At 71.7% G+C, this 15,576-nt stretch carries 15 protein-coding genes, 1 tRNA gene, 2 pseudogenes and 1 riboswitch; of the genes and pseudogenes, 6 read left to right on the top strand and 12 right to left on the bottom strand.

Going from position 1 to position 15,576, the window contains the following annotated elements; translation table 11 throughout:
• Positions 1–148: 148 nt before the first annotated feature.
• Complete coding sequence (locus ACZ3KJ_RS00610) at positions 149–1,447, bottom strand: DUF445 domain-containing protein (RefSeq protein WP_467524768.1); 1,299 nt, start codon at positions 1,445–1,447, stop codon at positions 149–151.
• Between the two features lie 402 nt (positions 1,448–1,849).
• Here ACZ3KJ_RS00610 and ACZ3KJ_RS00605 point away from each other — a divergent pair, with 402 nt between their 5' ends.
• Positions 1,850–3,247, top strand: a complete 1,398-nt coding sequence (locus ACZ3KJ_RS00605) for a GDSL-type esterase/lipase family protein (RefSeq protein WP_467523542.1) — start codon at positions 1,850–1,852, stop codon at positions 3,245–3,247.
• Between the two features lie 103 nt (positions 3,248–3,350).
• Here ACZ3KJ_RS00605 and ACZ3KJ_RS00600 read toward each other — a convergent pair.
• The 4 genes and pseudogenes from ACZ3KJ_RS00600 to ACZ3KJ_RS00585 form a co-directional block, all read right to left on the bottom strand.
• Positions 3,351–4,083, bottom strand: a pseudogene (locus tag ACZ3KJ_RS00600) (DUF1707 SHOCT-like domain-containing protein).
• A 10-nt stretch (positions 4,084–4,093) separates the two neighbouring features.
• Positions 4,094–5,083 (bottom strand): ABC transporter ATP-binding protein, encoded by a 990-nt coding sequence (locus ACZ3KJ_RS00595; protein ID WP_467523541.1) that lies wholly within the window; start codon positions 5,081–5,083, stop codon positions 4,094–4,096.
• Complete coding sequence (locus tag ACZ3KJ_RS00590; protein WP_467524766.1) at positions 5,083–5,886, bottom strand: ABC transporter permease; 804 nt, start codon at positions 5,884–5,886, stop codon at positions 5,083–5,085. Before ACZ3KJ_RS00590 ends, ACZ3KJ_RS00595 begins: the two co-directional genes overlap by 1 nt.
• A gap of 100 nt (positions 5,887–5,986) precedes the next feature.
• Positions 5,987–6,787, bottom strand: coding sequence for an ABC transporter permease (locus tag ACZ3KJ_RS00585; protein ID WP_467523540.1), 801 nt, complete (start codon positions 6,785–6,787; stop codon positions 5,987–5,989).
• Positions 6,788–7,000: 213 nt separating this feature from the next.
• Here ACZ3KJ_RS00585 and ACZ3KJ_RS00580 point away from each other — a divergent pair, with 213 nt between their 5' ends.
• Entirely contained in the window at positions 7,001–9,421 is a 2,421-nt protein-coding gene (locus ACZ3KJ_RS00580) for a transglycosylase domain-containing protein (RefSeq protein WP_467523539.1), read from the top strand.
• Here ACZ3KJ_RS00580 and ACZ3KJ_RS00575 read toward each other — a convergent pair.
• The 3 genes from ACZ3KJ_RS00575 to ACZ3KJ_RS00565 form a co-directional block, all read right to left on the bottom strand.
• On the bottom strand, positions 9,415–9,735 hold the full coding sequence (locus tag ACZ3KJ_RS00575) for a DMT family transporter (protein ID WP_467523537.1): 321 nt from the start codon (positions 9,733–9,735) through the stop codon (positions 9,415–9,417). The genes ACZ3KJ_RS00580 and ACZ3KJ_RS00575 overlap by 7 nt on opposite strands.
• A 35-nt stretch (positions 9,736–9,770) precedes the next feature.
• Positions 9,771–9,840, bottom strand: a riboswitch (guanidine-III (ykkC-III) riboswitch).
• Positions 9,841–9,897: 57 nt separating this feature from the next.
• Positions 9,898–10,200, bottom strand: coding sequence for a GroES family chaperonin (locus ACZ3KJ_RS00570; RefSeq protein ID WP_385062591.1), 303 nt, complete (start codon positions 10,198–10,200; stop codon positions 9,898–9,900).
• 98 nt (positions 10,201–10,298) lie between these two features.
• Positions 10,299–10,628 carry a DUF3618 domain-containing protein gene (locus tag ACZ3KJ_RS00565; protein WP_385062311.1) on the bottom strand — a complete coding sequence of 110 codons (330 nt, stop codon included), beginning with the start codon at positions 10,626–10,628 and terminating at the stop codon, positions 10,299–10,301.
• Positions 10,629–10,728: 100 nt separating this feature from the next.
• On the opposite strand from ACZ3KJ_RS00565, the gene bcp reads away from it, so the two are divergent.
• The 3 genes and pseudogenes from bcp to ACZ3KJ_RS00550 all read left to right on the top strand — a co-directional run bounded on the left by bcp (position 10,729) and on the right by ACZ3KJ_RS00550 (position 11,699).
• Positions 10,729–11,196, top strand: coding sequence for a thioredoxin-dependent thiol peroxidase (gene bcp / locus ACZ3KJ_RS00560; RefSeq protein WP_467523535.1), 468 nt, complete (start codon positions 10,729–10,731; stop codon positions 11,194–11,196).
• 258 nt (positions 11,197–11,454) lie between these two features.
• Positions 11,455–11,595 (top strand): annotated as a pseudogene (locus ACZ3KJ_RS00555) (zinc finger domain-containing protein); the annotation flags it as partial.
• A gap of 20 nt (positions 11,596–11,615) precedes the next feature.
• Positions 11,616–11,699: transfer RNA gene (locus ACZ3KJ_RS00550), tRNA-Leu, on the top strand.
• A gap of 45 nt (positions 11,700–11,744) precedes the next feature.
• On the opposite strand, the gene rdgB is transcribed toward ACZ3KJ_RS00550, so the two are convergent.
• From rdgB to ACZ3KJ_RS00530, 4 genes are all read right to left on the bottom strand, one after another.
• Entirely contained in the window at positions 11,745–12,347 is a 603-nt protein-coding gene (rdgB, locus tag ACZ3KJ_RS00545; RefSeq protein ID WP_467523534.1) for an RdgB/HAM1 family non-canonical purine NTP pyrophosphatase, read from the bottom strand.
• Positions 12,348–12,394: 47 nt separating this feature from the next.
• Positions 12,395–12,796, bottom strand: coding sequence for a hypothetical protein (locus ACZ3KJ_RS00540; RefSeq protein WP_467523533.1), 402 nt, complete (start codon positions 12,794–12,796; stop codon positions 12,395–12,397).
• A gap of 147 nt (positions 12,797–12,943) precedes the next feature.
• Positions 12,944–13,681: a ribonuclease PH gene (gene rph / locus ACZ3KJ_RS00535; protein WP_467523532.1), complete on the bottom strand. Its 738-nt coding sequence runs from the start codon at positions 13,679–13,681 to the stop codon at positions 12,944–12,946.
• Between the two features lie 75 nt (positions 13,682–13,756).
• The gene (locus ACZ3KJ_RS00530; RefSeq protein WP_389523998.1) at positions 13,757–14,002 is read right to left on the bottom strand and encodes a PTS sugar transporter subunit IIB; all 246 of its coding nucleotides are present in this window, start codon (positions 14,000–14,002) and stop codon (positions 13,757–13,759) included.
• Between the two features lie 161 nt (positions 14,003–14,163).
• Here ACZ3KJ_RS00530 and ACZ3KJ_RS00525 point away from each other — a divergent pair, with 161 nt between their 5' ends.
• On the top strand, positions 14,164–15,465 hold the full coding sequence (locus tag ACZ3KJ_RS00525) for a PTS transporter subunit EIIC (protein ID WP_467523531.1): 1,302 nt from the start codon (positions 14,164–14,166) through the stop codon (positions 15,463–15,465).
• Positions 15,466–15,576 lie beyond the last annotated feature (111 nt).

The raw sequence follows: 15,576 nt of genomic DNA, 5'->3' as shown, positions 1-15,576 counted from the left end.
TGCACCTGCGTCGGTGCGGGCCTTGCCGGGGGCTGCCGCCCCCAGGCCCCCGCTTCGGCCCCGAAAGGGCCTCGTCCTCAAGCGCCGGACGGGCTGGGTTGCCCTCACCGGCGCTGGAAGCATGACGACCGCCCCGGCCGCGCCCCCGCTACGCCCCCAACCCCCGCGCCACCGTATAGATCAGCAGGCCCGCCAGCGAGCCCACCACCGTGCCGTTGATGCGGATGAACTGGAGGTCGCGGCCGATGTGGGCCTCGATCTTGCGGGTGGTGTGCTCGGCGTCCCAGCCGGCCACGGTGTCGGTGATGAGCGAGGTGATCTCCGTGCGGTACGTCGTCACGACGTGGACCGCCGCGCCCTCCACCCAGCTGTCGACCTTCTCCTGGACCCTGTGCTCCGTCGCCATGCGGGTGCCCAGGGAGAGCAGGGCGGCCCGCACCCGCAGGCGCAGTTCGCTGCGCTCGTCCTCCGCCGCCGCGACGATCATGGACCGTACCGCGGTCCAGACGGAGGCGATGAGGTCCTGGACCTCGCCGCGGCCCAGCACCTCCCCCTTGAGCCGCTCGACCCGCGCCCGGGTCTCGGTGTCGGACTGGAGGTCGGAGGCGAAGTCGGTGAGGAAGCGGTCGAGGGCGCCCCGGGCCGGGTGGGACGGCATGTCCCGCATCTCCGCGCAGAACCGCAGCAGCTCCTTGTAGACGCGCTCACCGACCTTGCGGTCGACGAACCTCGGCGTCCAGCCGGGCGCGCCGCCCTGCACCGCGTCCATCACGGAGTCGGCGTGCAGCACCAGCCAGTCGTGCGCCCGGGAGACCACCAGGTCGACGGCGCGCCGGTGACCGCCGTCCGCGACGATCTTCTCCAGCATCTTGCCCATGCCGGGCGCGATCTCCTGGGCGTCGGCCCGCCGGGTGATCGCCTCGCCGACGACCGCCTGGACGTCCGAGTCGCGCAGCACCGTCAGCGCGCCCCGCAGGGCCGTCGCCAGCTCCGCGGTGACCCGGTCGGCGTGCTGCGGCTCCGCCAGCCAGGCGCCCAGCCGGGAGCCGATGCCGACCGCGCGCAGCCGCTGCCGTACGACGTCCTCGGAGAGGAAGTTCTCCCCGACGAACTCGCCCAGGGAGACGCCCAGCTGGTCCTTCTTCGTGGGGATGATCGCGGTGTGCGGGATGGGCAGGCCCAGCGGGTGGCGGAAGAGGGCGGTCACGGCGAACCAGTCGGCCAGCGCGCCGACCATGCCGGCCTCGGCGGCCGCCGCCACATAGCCCGCCCAGGGGCCCGCGCCCCGGTGGGAGGCCCACTCGGCGAGGACGTACACCACGGCCACCACCAGCAGCAGCCCGGTCGCGGTGAGCTTCATCCGCCGTACGCCGCGCCGGCGCTCCTCGTCGGCGGCGCTGAAGACGGTCATCGCGCGCACCGCGGCCGCCGGCCTTCCCTCCGCCATCCCCACCACCTTCCCGTCGGGTGTCTCGTCCGCCACCGTCTCGTCGGCCACGGTCTCGTCGGCCACCGTCTTGTCGGCCACCCACTCCCGCCTTCCCGTTTTCTCCGCTCCCGTCCCCTCCGTCCTTCCGTTCCGTGCCACCGCCCGGTCCGTCCGGTCCATTCGCCGGTCCGTCCGGTCCGTCCGCCGGTCCATTCGCCGGTCCATCCACCGTCCCCCGTTCCGGATCCTCCGCGTCCCCGGCACCAACATTGTCCTGCGCCGCACCCATCGTCCTGCCTGACCGACTCCCGGAACGGAACAGGAGTTCCCGTCGTCTGTCAGGCGGGGGAGTTCGACGGTGACCTCCTGCACGACGGCCGGAGCCCCGCCGCTCCCTCGCACGAGGAGAACCACACCCGCATGACCAGGCATCACGACGGGGGCGTGGCCATGTCCCGCACGAGACACCGCGCCGAGCTGTCCGCGATGGCCGCCGTGGTCACGGCCCTCTCGGCGGCCATATACGTCGGCGTCGACGCCGGGGACGGCCCCCTCGACGACACCGCCGCCGCGCCCCGCCCGGCCCCGGGCCGGGCCGCCCCCGCCTCGGCCGGCGTCTGGGTCGGCACCTGGGCCGCCGCCCCCGTCGGCGGCGAAGCACTCACCGGGACGGACGGCACCGCGGGTCTCACGGTGCGCAACGTCGTCCACACCAGCGTCGGCGGGACCGGCGCCCGCATCACCCTGTCCAACCTGTACGGGACCCGGCCGCTGACCGTCACCGCCGCCACCCTCGCCGTCGCGGCCGACGACGACGGCCCGGCCGCGACCGCCGGCACCCTGCGCCGGCTCACCTTCGGCGGCGCGCCCACGGTCGTCGTGCCGGCCGGCGGGCAGACCGTCAGCGACGCCGTCACGCTCGCCGTCCCCGCCGACTCCGACGTCCTGGTCAGCACCTACACCCCCGCCTCCGCCGGACCGGTCACCCACCACCGGCACGCCCGGCAGACCAGCTACGTCGCCGACGGCGAGCACACCGCCGACGTGACGGGCGGCCCGTACACCGGGCGGAGCACCTCCTGGCGCTACCTCACCGCCCTGGACGTGCTCAGCGACGAGGCCGACGGCACCGTCGTCGCCTTCGGCGACTCCATCACCGACGGCGTCACCTCCACGCCGGGCGCCAACCGCCGCTGGCCCGACGTGCTCTCCGACCGGCTGCGGGCCGCCGTCGCCGCCGGCCGGGACGCGCCCCGCTACGGCGTCGTCAACGCGGGCATCAGCGGCAACCAGGTCCTCGCCGACGGACAGGGCGTCCCCCGCTCCCGGCCCCGCCCGGACGGGTCCCTCCCCACCGCGGACAACCCCAGCGGACTCGAACGCTTCGAACGGGACGTCCTCGGCCGCCCGAACGTCCGGGTCGTCGTCGTCGACCTCGGCGTCAACGACATCCTGCGCAACCGCTCCCTCGCCGACCCCGACGCCGTCGTCGACGGCCTGCGCACCCTCGTCGAGCGTGCCCACGCCCGCGGCGTCAAGGTCGTCGGCACCACCCTCCTGCCGTTCCGCGGCCACCGCGGCTACACCGACGCCCGCGAGGACGTACGGCGCGAGATCAACGACACGCTCCGCTCGGGCACGGTCTTCGACGAGCTCGTCGACGTCGACGAGGCCCTGCGCGACCCGTACGACCCGCGCCGCCTGCGCGCCGACTACGACTCGGGCGACAGCCTCCACCCCAGCGACAAGGGATACCGGAGGATGGCGGAACTCATCGAGCCGGAGCAGTTGGAGGGGTCGGCACCGGCACGGCTGTGACCGGCACCGGCACGGCTGCGACCGGCACCGACACGACCGTGACCGGCACCCGCCCGCCCACGGGACCACCAGCCCGCCGGGCCGCCCGCACCGGCGGCCATGTTCAGTGCCCCCAATGCCGCCGGCCCTCCCCGCCCTCGCCCTTGCCCTCCGCCCCGCCCGGCAGGTCCCGCCCTGCCTCGCCGCGCTCCGGCCGCTCCCGCCGCCGCTCCTCACGCGTCCGCTTGCGTTCGACGCCGACCCCGCCCCAGAACGCGAAGCCGGTCACCACCACGCGCGGCGCCCCGGGGTCGGCCGCAGCGTCCGTCCCCCCCTTGGTCGAAGCCGCCCATGAAGCCGTGGCCCCGCACCACGACGTCCACGCCCGGCGGCACGACGACGCTCATCCCGCCCATGATCGCGACGCAGTTGATCACGACCTCCCCGGCGGCGAAGTCCGCCTCCCGCAGGTCGATCACCCCGCCGCCCCAGAACGCGAAGCCGGTGAAACGCCGGGGCACCGTCCAGCGGCCCCTGCGCTGGAAGCCCGACATCACGGCCACGGCCGCCGTCGACGACCCCTGACCGCCCACGATCCGCCCGGCCCAGCCGCCGTCCGCCCGAGCCCCCTTGCGCAGCGACACGTCGGGCGACGGCGGGGTGACCCCGGGGGCCGGCAGGTCCCGGGTGAGCGGCGCCAGCTCGCCGTACGTCCGCGCCCGGTACGTCGCGTCCAGCCGCTCCTCGAACTCCGTCATGTCCAGCCGGCCCTCGGCGAGGGCGTCCCGCAGCACCTCGGCGACCCGCTCGCGATCGGCGTCGGAGGCACGGAGGTCCGGAACCGCGTCATCGGTCATGGACGGCAGCCTACGAGTTCCCGGCCCCCGGGACCACGCTCTCCCGCCCGGCGTACATCCGGGCGATGACCGCCTCGATGTCCGGCTCCCGCACCGACAGGTCCACCAGCGGGTACTCCGCCGCGATCCGCGCCACCAACGGCGCCGCCGACGCCGACGCCGGAAAGGCCAGCCACTGCCGCGGCCCCTCCACCCGCACCACCCGCGCGGCCGGGCCCGCCTCGATCGGCGGCAGCTCCCGCTCCAGGTCCACCACCAGCGTCCGCTCGCTCTCGCCCGCCTCGTGCAGACCCGCGAGCGGACCGTCGTACATCATCCGCCCGTGGTCGATGACCATCACCCGGGAGCAGAGCTGTTCGATGTCCTGGAGGTCGTGCGTGGTGAGCAGGACCGTGGTGCCGCGCTCGGCGTTCAGCTCGCGCAGGAACTCCCGCACCCGCGCCTTGGAGACGACGTCGAGGCCGATCGTCGGCTCGTCGAGGTACAGCACCTCGGGGTCGTGCAGCAGCGCGGCCGCGATGTCGCCCCGCATCCGCTGTCCCAGCGACAGCTGCCGCACCGGCACGTCCAGCAGGGCCGACAGGTCGAGCAGGCCGACCAGCCGGTCCAGGCCCTCCCGGTAACGGGCGTCGGGGATGCGGTACATGCGGTGCATCAGCCGGTAGGAGTCGATCAGCGGAAGGTCCCACCACAGCGTCGTACGCTGCCCGAACACCACCCCTATCCGGTGCGCCAGCCGCGTCCGCTCGCGGGACGGGTCGATGCCCGCGACCCGCAGCCGGCCACCGCTCGGCGTGAGGATGCCCGTCAGCATCTTGATCGTCGTCGACTTCCCGGCACCGTTCGGCCCGATGTAGCCGACCATCTCGCCGCGCGCCACGGTGAAGGAGATCCCGTCGACCGCCCGCACCCGCCGGGTCTCCCGCCTCAGGAAACCCGTCCGCGCACGCACGTCGAAGACCTTCTCCACCCCGTCGAGCTCGATGAACGCGTCCACCATCAACTCCCCGTACTCCGATACGACCGCAGCCCCGCCCGCCAGGCCAGCCCGGACAGCGCACAGCACCCCACCGCCACCAGCGGCGGAGCGAACGCCGCCCCCTGCGGCAGCCCCAGCGGATACGGCCGCCCCAGCACGTACGCGGCCGGCACCCAGTTGACGAACGCCAGCGGGAACACGAACGTCACCCCGCGCACCAGCTCCTTGCCGAACACCGTCGGCGGATACTGCAACATCGTCTGACCGCCGTACGTGAACGCGCTCTGCGCCTCCGCCGCGTCCTGCGTCACGAACTGGAACGCGGCCCCCGCCACCAGCACCGCGCCGAAGATCGCCGCACCGCTGACCACCGTCACCGGCAGCAGCAGCACCCGGGACGCGGTCCAGTCGACGTCCACCGCGACCAGCGCGCAGCCCAGCACCAGCGCCCCCTGCGCGATCCGCGAGACCCGGCGCAGCGCGAACCGGTCCGCCGCCACCTGCGCGAGCACCGGCGCGGGCCGCAGCAGCAGCGTGTCGAGCGTGCCGTCCCGCACCCGCGAGCCCAGCCGGCCGGCCGAGCCCATCACCAGGTCCGCCAGCCCGAACGACGTCGCGGACAGGCCGTACAGGAAGGCCACCTCGGGCAGCGTGTAGCCGCCGAGCACGTCGACCTGGGAGAACATGAGCAGGATCGCGACGAAGTCCAGGCCCGTCACCAGCAGCCCGGCCAGCACGGTCATCGCGAACGACAGCCGGTAGGCCAGCGTCGAACGGATCCACATCCCGGCGATCAGCCGGTAGGCGCGCAGCCCCTCCGCCATCCGGCCGTCCGGTACCGGCACCGGCACCGGCGCCCGGTCGCTCCCCGTCGACGGGCCCTCCACCGGCACCCAGCCACCCTCCTCCGCCACCCGGCCGGCCTCACCCACCCTGCACCACCACCCGCCGCGTCGCCGCTCCCTGCACCAGCCGCCCCGCCGTCAGCAGCACCACCGCCCACACCGCCTGGAAGAGGTACGCGGCCGGCGCGCCGGCCTCCCCCAGCAGGACGTCCGCCGGCAGCTGGAGCATCGCCGACCACGGCAGCGCCCGCACGATGTCGCCCAGCGGCTCGGGGAAGGCGTTCAGCGGCAGCGCCATGCCCGTGCAGAACATCCCGGCGACCATCAGCATCTGCAACGCGCCCGTGCCGTCCAGCAGCCAGAACCCGCTCAGCGCCACCAGGAACCGGATCGCGAAGCTGACCACCATCCCCAGCAGCACCGCCACCAGGAACCGCAGCCACACCAGCGGGTCGCCGGGCACGGCCGTCGGGAACACCAGCGTCCCGACGGCGAACGGGATCACCCCCCGCCCGAGCAGCTGGAACAGCGAACGCCCCACGTCGGTGGCGAACCACCACAGTTGCAGGTCGGCCGGCCGGTACAGGTCGATCGCCACCGCGCCCGTGCGGATCCGCTCCATCAGCTCGGCCTCGAAACCGCCGCCCTGGAGCGCCAGCGTCGCGAACAGCGCCTGCCCGACCCACACGTACGTCACCGCCTGCGCCTGGTCGTAGCCCCCGAGACGGGGCCGCTCGTCCCACAACGCCAGGTAGGTGCAGGCGAGGACGAGGCCGAAAACGGTGTTGGTGAACACCCCCGCGGCCGTGGCCGCCCGATAGGTCGCGTACCTTCGGAAGCCCCCTGCTGCGACGGCCGCGTACAACCGCGCCGAACCCACGGCAACCGTCCTCCCACACTCATGGACACCGAAGCGCAGGAGCCTAGGCGACCGCACCGCGGCACGCCACGCGTTTTACGGGCCCGCCATGTGACGCGACGCGCGCCGATTGCCGGGAACGGAACGCGTGGTGCGAGAGTCTTCGACAGGGGGCGCAGAAGGCGTACGAGGTGTACGGGAACGTACCGCGCGACACAGGAGTCCGAGCAACACATGAGCGACGAGCCGCAGCCGAAACAGCCGACCGAGGGCTGGGCGGCATCCACAGAGCCCGAGGGGGCCGAACCGGCGGCCGGCAAGAAGCCCAAGCGGCCCAAGCGCACCGGCTGGCGCCGCCTGCTGCCGACCTGGAAGATGGTGCTCGGCGCCTTCGTCCTCGCCGCCCTGGCCGTCGGCGGCCTGTTCTACTACGGCTACTCCACGGTCAAGATCCCGCCGGCCAACGCGCTCGCCACCAAGCAGAGCAACCTCTACCTCTACGCGGACGGCACCGAGATCGCCCGCGACGGCGAGGTCAACCGGGAGAACGTCAGCCTCTCCCAGATCTCCAAGGCCGCCCAGCACGCCGTCCTGGCCGCCGAGGACCGCGACTTCTACACCGAGTCGGCCGTCGACCCCAAGGCGATGATCCGCGCCGGCTGGAACACCGCCCTGGGCAAGGGCAAGCAGTCCGGCTCCACCATCACCCAGCAGTACGTCAAGAACTACTACCTCGCGCAGGAACAGACCGTCACGCGCAAGGTGAAGGAGTTCTTCATCTCGATCAAGCTGGACCGCACCCAGTCCAAGGCCGACATCCTCGAGGGCTACCTCAACACCAGCTACTTCGGCCGCAACGCCTACGGCATGCAGGCCGCCGCCCAGGCCTACTACGGCATCGACGCCGCCGACCTCACCGCCGGCCAGGGCGCCTACCTCGCCGCCCTGCTCAACGCGCCCAGCGAGTACGACGTCATCGCCCACCCGGAGAACAAGAGCGCCGCCGAGGCCCGCTGGAACTACGTCCTCGACGGCATGGTCACCAAGGGCTGGCTGAGCGCCTCCGAGCGCACCGGGATGAAGTTCCCCACGCCCAAGGAGACCAGCGGCACCGACACCGGCATGTCCGGCCAGCGCGGCTACATCGTCCGCGCCATCAAGGACTACCTGATCCAGAACAAGGTCGTCGACGAGGACCAGCTCGACGCCGGCGGCTACCGCATCACCACCACCCTGGAGAAGGAGAAGCAGGACGCCCTCGTCGACGCCGTCGACGACCAGCTGATGTCCAAGCTCGACAAGGACCGCACGGTCGACACCTACGTCCGCGCCGGCGGCGCCGCCGTCGACCCGAAGACCGGCAAGGTCCTCGCCATGTACGGCGGCATCGACTACGTCAAGCAGTACACCAACAACGCCACCCGCCAGGACTTCCAGGTCGGCTCCACCTTCAAGCCGTTCGTCTTCACCTCGGCCGTCGACAACGGCTCCGTCACCCAGGACGGCCGCACCATCACCCCCGACACCGTCTACGACGGCACCAACAAGCGCGCCGTCCAGGGCTGGAGCAGCAGCTACGACCCGGCCAACGAGGACGACGTCTCCTACGGCGACATCACCGTGCGCGAGGCCACCGACAAGTCCGTCAACTCCGTGTACGCGCAGATGGCCGTCGACGTCGGCCCCGACGAGGTCAAGCAGACCGCGATCGACCTCGGCCTGCCCACCGACACCCCCGAGCTCCAGCCGTACCCGTCCATCGCGCTCGGCGTGGCCACCGCGAGCGTCCTGGACATGGCCGAGGCGTACGCGACCCTCGCCAACCACGGCAAGCACGGCACCTACACCCTGATCGAGAAGGTCACCAAGGACGGCTCGGACGTCATCGAGCTGCCCGCGCGGAAGTCCACGCAGGCCGTCAGCCGCGAGGCCGCCGACACCACCACCTCGATCCTGCGCAGCGTCGTCCAGAACGGCACCGCGACCGCCGCCCAGGCCGCGGGCCGCCCGGCCGCCGGCAAGACCGGCACCGCCGAGGAGGACACCGCCGCCTGGTTCGCCGGCTACACCCCCGACCTGGCCACGGTCATCTCCGTCATGGGCCAGGACCCGGTGACCGCCGCCCACAAGTCGCTCTACGGCGCGATGGGCCTGGCCCGTATCAACGGCGGCGGCGCCCCCACTCAGATCTGGGCCCAGTTCACCAAGGAGGCCCTGAAGGGCACCCCGGCCAAGGACTTCGACCTCCAGCTCCAGGAGGGCTCCGCGGACACCGCCCTCCCGTCCTCCGAGACCCCGCAGGACGACTCCACCGGCGGCCAGGACCAGAACCAGGCGACCACCGGCGGCCAGGACACCCAGACCCCCGGCCGGACGGAGAGCCAGACCGACGGCTCCACCACGACCGGCTCCACCACCGGCTCCACCACCACCGGCGGCGGCACGACCAGCGGCTCGACCACGACGGGCGGCACGACCGGATCCACCACCACCGGCTCGACCAGCACGGGCTCCACCACCACCGGCTCCACCACGGGGGACACCACGGACGGCGGGACGACGAGCGACGGCTCCACCACCGACGGCGGCACCGGCGGAACCTCCGACGGCGGCACCGGACCGCAGCTCGCCGCCCGCCGCCCGCTCGGTCAGTGACCGGAGGTCGCCTTCAGCCCGACGACGGCGACCAGCAGCAGACACACGAAGAAAACACGGGCGGCGGTGACCGGCTCCCCCAGCACCGCCATGCCGAGCACCGCCGCCCCGGCCGCACCGATCCCGACCCACACGCCGTAGGCGGTACCGATGGGCAGCGACCTGGCGGCGTACGACAGCAGCAGCATGCTGGCGACGATCCCGGCGCCGGTGAGCACACTGGGCACGAGCCGGGTGAAACCGTCGGAGTACTTCATGCCGACCGACCAGCCGACCTCGAGCAGACCGGCGAGAACGAGCAGGACCCAGGCCATGGGGACACCTCCGCGGACGAGCACTTCTTCACTGGGGTGCGTCGTCTTTGCGTCCATCCCGGTACGGCGCGTCTCGTCGGGCTCCCGCCCAACCTAGCAAACGGAAACGGGGAGGGGCTGGTGACCACGGTCACCAGCCCCTCCCCGCTTCCGGCCTTCGATCTACAGGTACAGACCCGTCGAGTCCTCGGCTCCCTCGAACCGGTCCGCGGCCACGGCGTGCAGATCGCGCTCGCGCATCAGCACGTACGCGACACCCCGCACCTCCACCTCCGCCCGGTCCTCCGGATCGAACAGAACCCGGTCGCCCGTCTCCACCGTCCGCACGTTCTGCCCCACCGCGACGACCTCGGCCCACGCCAGCCGGCGGCCGACGGCCGCCGTGGCGGGGATCAGGATCCCGCCACCGGAGCGCCGCTCGCCCTCGCCGGCGTCCTGCCGCACGAGGACGCGGTCGTGGAGCATCCGGATGGGAAGCTTGTCGTGGTGACTGCTGTGCACGTCTCTGTTACCGCTCACGCCTTTGAACCTACCTGCCTCGGCCGCACCGGGACTCGCCCGGGTCAGCGCTTCCGACGCCGGGGACCCAGCGCCAGCAGCCCCACGAGCCCGACGACCACGAGGGCGACCGGCACCACCCGCTCCAGCCGGGGCGCGCCCCCCTCGTCCACGAACTGCGCCTTCACATCGCTCACCACCCGGTTGACCTGGACGTAGGCCCTCCCGAGCGTGTGGTCGACGTTGGCGACGACCTTGGCCTTGGCGTCCCCGACGATCGTCTTCGGGTGCACCCGCACCCCGATCTCGTCGAGCGTCTCGGCCAGCACTTCACGGCGGCGCCTGATGTCCGCCTCGATCTGCGCCGGGGTTCTGGTGTCCGACGTGTCCGCCACGGTAGGGCCTCCGAAGTCAGCCGATGCCTGTTGCTGCTCTGGACAGTCTGTCAGCTCCACGTGCGCCCGCACCGCCAGGACCCCCGGTTACGCTGGTCCGATGAGCGAGCGACTCCAGCCCGGGGACGTGGCCCCCGCCTTCACCCTCCCCGACGCCGACGGCAACGAGGTGTCCCTGTCGGACCACAAGGGCCGCAAGGTCATCGTGTACTTCTACCCGGCGGCCCTGACCCCCGGCTGCACCAAGCAGGCCTGCGACTTCACCGACAACCTGGAGCTGCTGACCGGCGCCGGGTACGACGTCATCGGCATCTCCCCCGACAGCCCCGAGAAGCTCGGCAAGTTCCGCGAGCAGGAATCCTTGAAGGTCACCCTGCTGGCCGACCCCGACAAGAAGGTCCTCGACGCCTACGGCGCCTTCGGCGAGAAGAAGAACTACGGCAAGACGTACCTGGGCGTCATCCGCTCGACGATCGTCGTGGACGAGGACGGCAAGGTCGAACGCGCCCTGTACAACGTCCGCGCGACGGGCCACGTCGCCAAGATCATCAAGGACCTGGGCATCTGACCCCCCTCTCCCTCGCCGAACGGCCCGCCTCGGAATGCTCCGGGGCGGGCCGCTTCCCGTTTCGGGCGTGACTGTCGGGTGAGCGGTTCGTTACTCCGTGCGAGCCACGAACGGGTGGCCGAGAACGGAGGGGGCGGGAACGTGCAGAGCACACCGCGACGATCGGACGCGTACAGCAGGGAACGGCTGGCACCGGAGGTCGCCGAGGCACGCAACTGGGCCGACCTGATGCGGCGGCTCGGCCTCGACACCAGCCACTTGCAGATCGACCATGTCAACGGGAACTGGCGGGACAACCGCCGGGAGAACCTCCGCTATCTGTGCCCCAACTGTCATGCGATCACGGGTACGTGGTGCCGAGGCGGACGTCGGCGTTCCCCGCAAACCGCCCTCGCCTGACCGGTAACATGTCGGCGTATGCGGCCGTGGCGGAACTGGCCTACGCGCAGCACTTAGGATGCTGTGGGAGAAATCCCTTGAGGGTTCGAGTCCCTCCGGCCGCACGCCTTTGATTCGAAGGCCCGCCCCTGATGGGCGGGCCTTCGCCGTCAACCCAACAGCTCCCGCACCACCGGCACCAGCCCCCGGAACGCCTTCCCCCGGTGGCTGATCGCGTTCTTCTCCGCGGGGGTCAGTTCCGCGCAGGTGCGGGTCTCGCCGTCCGGCTGGAGGATCGGGTCGTAGCCGAAGCCGTGGGTGCCGGCGGGGGTGTGGCGCAGGACGCCCCTCAGCTGTCCCTCCACCACCCGCTCCGTGCCGTCGGGCAGGGCGAGCGCCGCCGCGCAGGCGAAGTGGGCGCCGCGGTGTTCGTCGGCGATGTCGGAGAGCTGGGCGAGCAGGAGGTCGAGGTTGGCCTGGTCGTCGCCGTGGCGGCCTGCCCAGCGGGCGGAGAAGATGCCGGGGGCGCCGTTCAGGACGTCGACGCAGAGGCCGGAGTCGTCGGCGACGGCGGGCAGGCCGGTGGCCTGGGCGAGGGCGTGGGCCTTGAGCAGGGCGTTCTCGGCGAAGGTGACGCCGGTCTCCTTGACGTCGGGGACGTCGGGGTAGGCGTCCGCGCCGACGAGGTCGTGGGGCAGGCCTGCGTCGGCGAGGATCGACCTGAGTTCGGTGATCTTTCCGGCGTTGCGGGTGGCGAGGATCAGGCGGGTCATGCCGTTCAGTATCCAGGGCCGGTCGGCCGGGGAGACCGCGGTGCGGTCTACGAGGTGCAGACCTTCGTGAGTTCGCCGGCCGCGTCGGTGACGCCGCTGATGTCGGGGGTCTCGTCGCCGTTCTCGATGGCCGTGGTGACCTCGGTCAGGGCGCGTCGGAGGTCTTCGGTGGCCTGGTCGAGGTCGGCGTCGCCCGTTTCGCTGTCGATCTTGTTGAGGCTGTCGCCTATGGCGTCGATGGCCTCTTGGGTCTGGGTGGGGTCGTCGGCGGCGCTGTCGACGGCCTGCTGGAGGTCGGTGACGGCGTCGGCGACGGCGTCGGCGGTCTCGACGCAGTCGAGTGCCTTGTTGACGGCGTCGCAGCCGGTGACGGTGAGGGCCGTCAGCGCGGCGGCTGCTATCGCGGCGGCGACGGCGGTACGGCGACGGCGGCGTCGGCTCTCGGCCATGGTGGTGGTCCTCCCCTTGCTCAGCCCCAAGGGCCCCCGTGTGCTGACTGGCCGGGCGTACGGCGGTGAGCCGTACGCCCGTACCGGTAGGGACGCGAGGGCGGGCGGCCCGGTTGCTCGTCCCGGCCGCCCGTCTTGGTGTGTCCTTTACTTTTCGAGGACGGTATCAAGGGCGGTGCGCTGAAGGACAGTGAGTTCCGCGCAGCCGGAAACGGCCAGGTCGAGAAGGGAGTTGAGTTCGTCGCGGGCGAACGGCTCGGCCTCGGCGGTGCCCTGGACCTCGACGAAGCGGCCGTCGCCGGTGCAGACGACGTTCATGTCGGTCTCGGCGCGGACGTCTTCCTCGTAGCAGAGGTCGAGGAGGGGGACGCCGCCGACGATGCCGACCGAGACCGCGGAGACGGTGCCGGTGAGGGGCCGGCGGCCGGCCTTGACCAGCTTCTTGCGCTGGGCCCAGGCGACGGCGTCGGCGAGGGCGACGTAGGCGCCGGTGATGGCGGCGGTGCGGGTGCCGCCGTCGGCCTGGAGGACGTCGCAGTCGAGGACGATCGTGTTCTCGCCGAGTGCCTTGTAGTCGACGACGGCGCGCAGGGAGCGGCCGATGAGGCGGGAGATCTCGTGGGTGCGGCCGCCGATCCTGCCCTTGACGGCTTCGCGGTCGCCGCGGGTGTTGGTGGAGCGGGGCAGCATGGAGTACTCGGCGGTGACCCAGCCTTCGCCGCTGCCCTTGCGCCAGCGGGGGACGCCTTCGGTGACGGAGGCGGTGCAGAAGACCTTGGTGTCGCCGAAGGAGATGAGGACGGAGCCCTCGGCGTGCTTGCTCCAGCCGCGTTCGAGGGTGACGGGGCGGAGCTGTTCGGGGGTGCGGCCGTCGATGCGAGACATGCCGCTGAGCCTAGCCGTACCGGTGGAGGGGCCCTTGCCGTGGTGGGTGGGCCCCGTCGGTCGGGTGGGGGCGGCTCACATCATGTCTTCGATCTCCGCGGCGATGGGGTCGGCGTCGGTGCCGATGACGACCTGGACGGCGGTGCCCATCTTGACGACGCCGTGGGCGCCGGCGGCCTTCAGGGCGGCCTCGTCGACCAGCGAGGGGTCGGACACCTCGGTGCGCAGGCGGGTGATGCAGCCTTCGATCTCCTCGATGTTGTCGATGCCACCGAGTCCGGCGACGATCTTCTCGGCCTTGCCGGTGAGCTTGCTGGCCATGTGCGGTCTCCCTGAATTCCCTGATGCGATCAGCTTTGTCGCAGTAACCCACAGTCGGCCCAGTTTCGCGAGCGATTGCGCGGTACGTCCCTGAGGATGACGGCACAGCAGCGAAACGGTCCAGAGCTGGTCTACACCACCTGACAGGCGGTCGCCAAACCATGAGTGCCGAGAGCGCCGACACCGGGGCCCGTCCCGCGCGCGCCCGCTGGCACGCGCTGTTCCAGGGGTTGCAGAAGATGGGGCGGAGTCTGCAGCTGCCGATCGCGGTGCTGCCGGCCGCCGGCATCCTCAACCGGCTGGGGCAGCCGGACGTGTTCGGCGACGAGGGCCTGGGCTGGACGGACGTCTCGAAGGTGATGGCGGGCGCGGGCGGCGCCCTGCTCGACGGCCAGCTCGGGCTGCCCCTGCTGTTCTGTGTGGGGGTGGCCATCGGCATGGCGAAGAAGTCCGACGGCTCGACCGCGCTCGCGGCGGTGACGGGCTTCCTCGTCTACTACAACGTGCTGCGCCAGTTCCCGCAGGAGTGTCCGGGCGGGGCGAGGGCGGTGCCGGGCATCGGCTGCCAGGAGGCGGCCGAGGGGACGGTGACGGCGTTCACGTACCAGAATCCGGGTGTGTTCGGCGGCATCGTGATGGGTCTGGCGGCGGCCTGGTTCTGGCAGCGTTTCCACCGGACGCGGCTGGTGGACTGGCTCGGCTTCTTCAACGGGCGCCGGCTGGTGCCGATCATCATGGCGTTCGTGGCGATCGTGTTCGCCGCGTTGTGCCTGTGGATCTGGCCGCCGATCGGTGCCGGGCTGGAGAGCTTCAGCGACTGGCTGGGCGACGCGGGCTCCTGGGGCGCCGGTGTCTTCGGTCTGGCGAACCGTGCGCTGCTGGTGGTCGGGCTGCACCAGTTCCTGAACGTGCCCCTCTGGTTCCAGTTCGGGAGCTACACCAAGCCGGACGGGACGGTGGTGCACGGTGACATCAACATATTCCTGGCGGGTGATCCGGACGCGGGTCAGTTCACCTCGGGCTTCTTCCCGATCATGATGTTCGCGCTGCCGGCGGCGGCCCTGGCCATCACCCACTGCGCCCGTCCCGAGCGCCGCAAGGAGGTGGGCGGTCTGATGCTGTCGGTGGCGCTGACGTCGTTCGTCACCGGCATCACCGAGCCGCTGGAGTACTCGTTCCTGTTCGTGGCGCCGGCGCTGTACGTGATCCACGCGGTGCTGACGGGGGTGTCGATGGCGGTGACCTGGGCGCTGGGGGTGCACGACGGGTTCAGTTTCTCCGCCGGGCTCATCGACTACGTCATCAACTGGAACCTGGCGACCAGGCCGTGGGCGATCGTTCCGATCGGCCTGTGCTTCGCGCTCCTCTATTACGTGATCTTCCGTTTCGCGATCACGCGGTTCGATCTGAAGACGCCGGGGCGTGAGCCGGAGGAGGAGCACGAGGACGTCACCAAGGCCTGAGAAGGGGGCGCTGAGAGGGGTCTGTCAGGGCGCTGAGGGCGGCGTTTCGCTTGTGCTTTCGACGGGTTCCTCATCTCGCCTTCATCGTGCTACACATGGTCTACACCACTG

Source organism: Streptomyces sp. NPDC003248 (assembly GCF_055563235.1).
This window is presented reverse-complemented; position numbering and strand designations above follow the sequence as displayed.

Bases quoted from the DNA above. Each gene is read 5' to 3' on its own strand.
- rdgB (WP_467523534.1), bottom strand. From the start codon at position 12,347: ATGACCCGCCTGATCCTCGCCACCCGCAACGCCGGAAAGATCACCGAA.
- ACZ3KJ_RS00605 (WP_467523542.1), top strand. From the start codon at position 1,850: ATGACCAGGCATCACGACGGGGGCGTGGCCATGTCCCGCACGAGACAC.
- ACZ3KJ_RS00530 (WP_389523998.1), bottom strand. From the start codon at position 14,002: ATGGCCAGCAAGCTCACCGGCAAGGCCGAGAAGATCGTCGCCGGACTC.
- ACZ3KJ_RS00610 (WP_467524768.1), bottom strand. From the start codon at position 1,447: ATGGCGGAGGGAAGGCCGGCGGCCGCGGTGCGCGCGATGACCGTCTTC.
- bcp (WP_467523535.1), top strand. From the start codon at position 10,729: ATGAGCGAGCGACTCCAGCCCGGGGACGTGGCCCCCGCCTTCACCCTC.
- ACZ3KJ_RS00590 (WP_467524766.1), bottom strand. From the start codon at position 5,886: ATGGCGGAGGGGCTGCGCGCCTACCGGCTGATCGCCGGGATGTGGATC.
- ACZ3KJ_RS00595 (WP_467523541.1), bottom strand. From the start codon at position 5,083: ATGGTGGACGCGTTCATCGAGCTCGACGGGGTGGAGAAGGTCTTCGAC.
- ACZ3KJ_RS00540 (WP_467523533.1), bottom strand. From the start codon at position 12,796: ATGGCCGAGAGCCGACGCCGCCGTCGCCGTACCGCCGTCGCCGCCGCG.
- ACZ3KJ_RS00580 (WP_467523539.1), top strand. From the start codon at position 7,001: ATGAGCGACGAGCCGCAGCCGAAACAGCCGACCGAGGGCTGGGCGGCA.
- ACZ3KJ_RS00525 (WP_467523531.1), top strand. From the start codon at position 14,164: ATGAGTGCCGAGAGCGCCGACACCGGGGCCCGTCCCGCGCGCGCCCGC.
- ACZ3KJ_RS00575 (WP_467523537.1), bottom strand. From the start codon at position 9,735: ATGGCCTGGGTCCTGCTCGTTCTCGCCGGTCTGCTCGAGGTCGGCTGG.
- ACZ3KJ_RS00570 (WP_385062591.1), bottom strand. From the start codon at position 10,200: ATGCTCCACGACCGCGTCCTCGTGCGGCAGGACGCCGGCGAGGGCGAG.
- rph (WP_467523532.1), bottom strand. From the start codon at position 13,681: ATGTCTCGCATCGACGGCCGCACCCCCGAACAGCTCCGCCCCGTCACC.